We start from the raw sequence: 5629 nt of genomic DNA, 5'->3' as shown, positions 1-5629 counted from the left end.
GACCACCCCACATCCACCGGCGCCAACCCGGGCCGGGCCACAACCCACTCCCGCAACCGACCCGCCTGCCCCGCCAGACCCTTCGCCGACCGGCCCGACACCACCCACGCCACAGGCCCACCGGCCTCCACCACCGCAGGCACCACCACCGCCCCGGACTCGCCGTCCGTTTCGTCCGGGGCGGCCTCGGCCATCTCGGCTTCCTCGGCGGGGACGTTCGCGTTCTCGGCGTCCTGGGCGAGGGCCTCGTCCTGGGCCGGGGCCTCCTCCAGGATGATGTGCACGTTGGTGCCGCTCATCCCGAAACCCGACACACCGGCGCGGCGCACCCTGTCGTCCGCCGTCCACGGCACGGACTCGTTCAGCAGCCGTACCGCTCCGGCCGACCAGTCCACATGCGGCGTGGGCTCCTCCACGTGCAGCGTCCGCGGCAGCTGCCGGTTCTGCAGCGCCAGCACCATCTTGATGATCCCGGCCATGCCCGCGGCCTGCTGGGTGTGCCCGATGTTGGACTTCACCGACCCGAGCCACAGCGGGTGTTCGGCCGGGCGGTCCTGGCCGTAGGTGGCGAGCAGCGCCTGGGCCTCGATCGGGTCCCCGAGCGGGGTCCCGGTGCCGTGCGCCTCGACCACGTCGACGTCACCGGCCGCCAGACGGGCGTTGGCGAGGGCGGCGCGGATGACGCGCTGCTGCGAGGGACCGTTCGGCGCGGTCAGACCGTTGGACGCGCCGTCCTGGTTGATCGCGGAGCCCCGCACCACCGCGAGCACCCTGTGGCCGTTGCGCCGGGCGTCGGACAGCCGCTCCACCACCACGACGCCGGCGCCCTCGGCCACTCCCATGCCGTCGGCCGAGGCTCCGAAGGTCTTGCACCGTCCGTCGGGGGACAGCCCGAGCGACTCGTTGAAGTCGGTGAACAGGACGGGGGTCGCCGCCACGAACGCGCCGCCGACCAGTGCCGTGGAGCACTCACCGGCGCGCAGTGCCTGGCAGGCCAGGTGGAGTGAGACCAGCGACGACGAACAGGCCGTGTCGACCGTCACCGCCGGGCCTTCGAGACCGAACGTGTAGGACAGGCGGCCGGACAGGATGCTCATGGCGTTGCCGGTCATCACGTGGCCGTCGTGCTCGCCCAGCCGTCCGCCCATCCAGCCGTAGCCGGATGCGGACGCGCCCGCGAACACGCCCGTCGCGGAGCCGCGCAGCGAGGCGGGGTCGATGCCGGCCCGCTCCATGGCCTCCCAGGCGACCTCCAGCAGCAGCCGCTGCTGGGGGTCCATCGACAGGGCCTCCCGGGGGCTGATCCCGAAGAATCCCGCGTCGAACTCGGTCGCGTCGTAGAGGAAGCCGCCGGCGTGCACCTTCGCGCGGCCGGCCCCGGAGTCGTCGGGGTCGCCGACGTCCCAGCCGCGGTTCCGTGGCAGCCCGGAGACCGCGTCCGTCCCCGTGGCCAGCAGTTCCCACAGTTCCTCGGGGCTGCGCACGCCGCCGGGGAAACGGCAGCCCATGCCGACGATCGCAATCGGCTCGTCGCCGGCCGCTTCCATTTCCTCCAGACGCTGGCGAGTCTCATGCAGATTAGCGGTCACCCGCTTGAGGAAGTAGCGGAGCTTCTCTTCGCTCACTTACGTCACCTCGTCGAGGAAGTCGCGGCGTACGGCTTGTCAGTAGATGCCAAGTTCTTTTCCGATGAAATCGAAGACTTCGTCGTCGGTTGACGATTCGAGCTTCTCCGCGACACCGGCCTCGGCGACCCGGTCCCGCGCCTCTTTCCACTTCGACAGCACGACTTCGAGGCGGTTCGTGATCTGGGCGGAATCCTCGTCGCCGGTGATGGTGGCGAGCATTCCCTCCAGTTTTTCCAGCTCGGCGAGTACGGGCTGGGCCGGGCTGGTCTCCTCGACCTGGCAGGCCCTCAGGTAGCGGGCGAGCGCGGCGGGAGTGGGGTAGTCGAAGAGCAGTGTGCTGGGCAGACGCAGGCCGGTGGCCGTGCTCAGCCGGTCGCGCAGTTCCACGGCGGTCAGCGAGTCGGCGCCGAGGTCGGTGAAGGACCGGTCGGCCTCGACCGCGTCGACGCCCCCGTGGCCCAGTACGGCGGCGGCCTCGGTGCGGACGATGTCGGTCAGCATCCGGTCCTGCTCGGCCATCGACAGGCCGGCCAGTTTCTGGGCCAGCGCGCTGCCGGCCTCGGAGCCGGCCGCGCCGTCGCCGTCCTGTGCGGCGGCCAGTGCCTCGATGACCTCGGGCAGGCTCTCGATGAGCGGGCTGGGCCTGCGTACGGTGAACGGGGGCGCGAACCGTGCCCAGTCCACGTCGGCGACCGTCATCAGCCGGTCCCGGCCGTCGAGTATCTGTGCCAGGGCCTGGACGGCCTGTTCGGGCTCCAGCAGGTGCAGCCCGCGCCGTTGCATCTGGGCCGCGTCCTCCTGGTCGGTCATCCCGCCGCCGCCCCACGGGCCCCAGGCGACCGAGGTCGCGGCCAGTCCGCGGGCCAGGCGGCTCTCCGCCAGGGCGTCCAGGAAGGCGTTGGCCGCCGCGTATCCGGCCTGCAGACCGCTGCCCCAGGTGGACGAGATGGAGGAGAAGAGGACGAACGCCTCCAGGTCCAGGCCGGCGGTCGCGCGGTCGAGGCCGACGGCGCCCGCGGCCTTGGCCGCCAGTACGGTGGCCAGTTCGTCCACCGAGGTCTCGTCCAGCGGGGTGGCCTGCGCGATGCCGGCCGCGTGCATCACCGCGGTCAGCGCCGGGCCGTGGGCCCCGATCCTGGTGATCACTCCGGTCAGCGCGGCGTCGTCCGCGGCGTCGCACGCGATCAGCTCGACCTCGGCCCCGGCCGTCGCCAGTTCGGCGGCCAGCGCCGCCGTACCCGCGGCGCCGGGCCCGGACCGGCTGGTCAGCACGAGCCGTGGAGCGCCCCGGCCGGCCAGCCAGCGCGCCACGTGGCCGCCGATGGCGCCGGTGCCACCGGTGATCAGCACGCTGCCGCGCGGCGCCCAGCGCTCGGCGGAGCCGGCGGGCTGCGCGGCCCGGGTCAGCCTGCGGCCGAGGATCCCGGCCGGGCGGATCGCGACCTGGTCCTCGCCGCAGCCGGCGAGCACGGTGCACAGCCGGGCCGCGGCCTCCTCGTCGAAGGCGGCCGGCAGGTCGATGAGGCCGCCGCCGTGGTCGGGGTGTTCCAGGGCACAGACCCGGCCGAGGCCCCATGTCTGGGCCTGCACCGGACTGGTGGGCGCCTCGCCGGGTACGGCCGCGACCGCGCCGCGGGTCAGCATCCACAGCGGTGCGTGGACCGCCAGGGCGATCAGCGCCTGGACCAGCGTCTGGGTTCCGGCCAGGCCGTTGGCGAGCATCGGGTGGGCGGGCAGCGGTGTCTCGTCCAGGGCCAGCAGCGATACGACCCCGTGGACCCCGTCGTCCGGAATCGCCGTGCGCAGCTGTGCGGCCATCCGCTCCTGGTCGGCCGTCTCGGTGATCTGGGCGATCACCACGTCGGCGCCCCTGCCGGAGAGCGCCTGGGCGCAGGCGTGCGTCAGGTCGTCGTCGGCCTGCCCGGCCGTGGTCACCAGCAGCCAGCGACCGGACAGGGCGGCCGGGTCGGGTTCGGCTACCGGGGCCCAGGTCACGCGGTAGCGCCAGTGCGCGGTGGCCGAGCGGTCCCGCTCCCGGCGCCGCCACGACGTCAGCGCCGGCAGCACCTCCCCGAGAGGCTGCCGGTCCTCGATCGCCAGCGTGTCGGCGATCCGTGTCAGGTCACCGCCCTCGACCGCGGCCCAGAACTCGGCCTCGGCAGCGGTGCTCGCACCGTCGCCCCCCGCGGCCGGTCCCGCGGCCGGCAGGGCCAGTACGCCCTTGGGCCAGTACCGCTCGTGGCGGAAGGCGTAGGTGGGCAGGTCCACCCGCTGTCCCGTCGGCAGCAGGGCGTTCCAGTCGACGGCCGCACCGTTGACGAACGCCCGCGCCAAACCGGTCAGTAGGCCGTTCACACCCTGCTCGTCGCGCTCCTTGCGCCGCTGGAGCGGGACGAACACACTCTCCTCGCCGTCGGCTCCGGCCACCGCGTCCGGCCCCAGGGCCGAGAGTGCCCCGTCGGGACCGACCTCCAGGAACACCGAGATGCCCTGGGTCGCCAGTGCGCGCACCGCGTCGGCGAACCGCACCGCCCCACGCGTCTGCGCCGGCCAGTACCCCGCCTCGCACTCCGCCATCGGCTCACCCGTCAACGCACCCGCCCACAACAATCGCGGCCGCTCGTACGTCAACCGCTCGGCCACCGCACCGAGTTCATCCAGGACCGGATCCATCGCCGCCGAGTGGAACGCGTGCGAGACACGCAGCCGCCGCACCCGGCGGCCCCGCTCCCGCCAGTGCTCCACCACCTGCTCGACCTGAGCCGTCTCACCGGAGACCACCACCGACTCGGGACCGTTGACCGCCGCGACCGACACCCCGGACAACTCCGAGAGCCCCGCGAGCACATCGGCCTCGGAAGCATTGATCGCCGCCATGGCACCACCACCCGGCAGCCCCTGCATCAGACGGGCCCGCGCCGCCACCAGCCGGCACGCATCCGCCAGCGACAGCACCCCCGCCACATACGCGGCCGCCACCTCACCCACCGAATGCCCCACCACCGCATCCGCCACCACACCCGCCGCCCTCAACACAGCCGCAAGACCGACCTCGAACGCGAACAGACCCGCCTGCGCGTACAACGTCTGGTCCACCAGACCCTCATCGACACCATCGGCACCCAGGACGACGTCCCGCACCGACACACCCAGCTCCAGCTCCAGCAGCCCACACACCCGGTCGAACACCTCGGCGAAGACCGGACTCCCCTCGTACAGCCCCCGCCCCATCCCCACCCACTGCGACCCCTGACCCGCGAACACCAGACCCACGCGTGCGCCGGGCCGTGCGACTCCGGAGACGACCGACGCCGCGGACAGTCCTCCGGCCAGCTTCTCCAGACCGGTCACCAGCTCCTCGCGGTCTCCGCCCACGACGACCGCCCGATGCTCGAACACCGACCGCGACACTGCCAGCGACCGGCCCACGTCAGCGGGTTCCAGCTCGGGGCGGGCCGTGACCCACTCCCGCAGTCGCGCCGCCTGTGCCGTGAGCGCATCGGCCGACCGGCCGGACACCACCCACGCACCGGCGTCGGCGGTCTCCGCGATCGCGGGGAGCGCACGGTCCGCGTTCTCGGCGGTGTCCGGGGCGACGTCGGTTGCGGCGGGCTCGGGGGCCTCTTCCACGATGACGTGGGCGTTGGTGCCACTGATCCCGAACGCCGACACACCGGCACGGCGCACCCGTTCGCCCGCGGGCCACGGCACCGCCTGGTTGAGCAGCCGTACCTCGCCGGCCGACCAGTCGATGTGGGGCGAGGGCTCGTCGGCGTGGAGCGTGCGCGGCAGCTGCTGGTGCTGCAGCGCCAGCACCATCTTGATGACTCCGGCCATGCCGGCGGACGCCTGGGTGTGCCCGAGGTTGGACTTGACCGAGCCGAGCCACAGCGGCCTGTCCTCCGGCCGGTCCTGGCCGTAGGTGGCGAGCAGGGCCTGCGCCTCGATCGGGTCGCCCAGCGGGGTTCCCGTGCCGTGCGCCTCCACCGCGTCCACATCGG

Annotated in this window: 2 protein-coding genes; both read right to left on the bottom strand. The window is 73.2% G+C overall.

Annotated elements, in window-relative coordinates; genetic code table 11:
• A partial coding sequence (locus tag ACFZCP_RS45660) for a beta-ketoacyl synthase N-terminal-like domain-containing protein (protein ID WP_391443141.1) occupies positions 1-1625 on the bottom strand: 1625 nt, incomplete at its 3' end.
• 39 nt (positions 1626-1664) lie between these two features.
• Positions 1665-5629: SDR family oxidoreductase (locus ACFZCP_RS45655; protein ID WP_391443138.1), on the bottom strand; the 3965-nt coding region annotated here is incomplete at its 5' end.

Origin of the sequence: Streptomyces sp. NPDC007971, assembly GCF_042958635.1 — a bacterium.
GTDB lineage: Bacteria > Actinomycetota > Actinomycetes > Streptomycetales > Streptomycetaceae > Streptomyces.
Note: the sequence above shows the minus strand (reverse complement) of the source record. Positions and strands in the feature narration are given on the sequence as shown.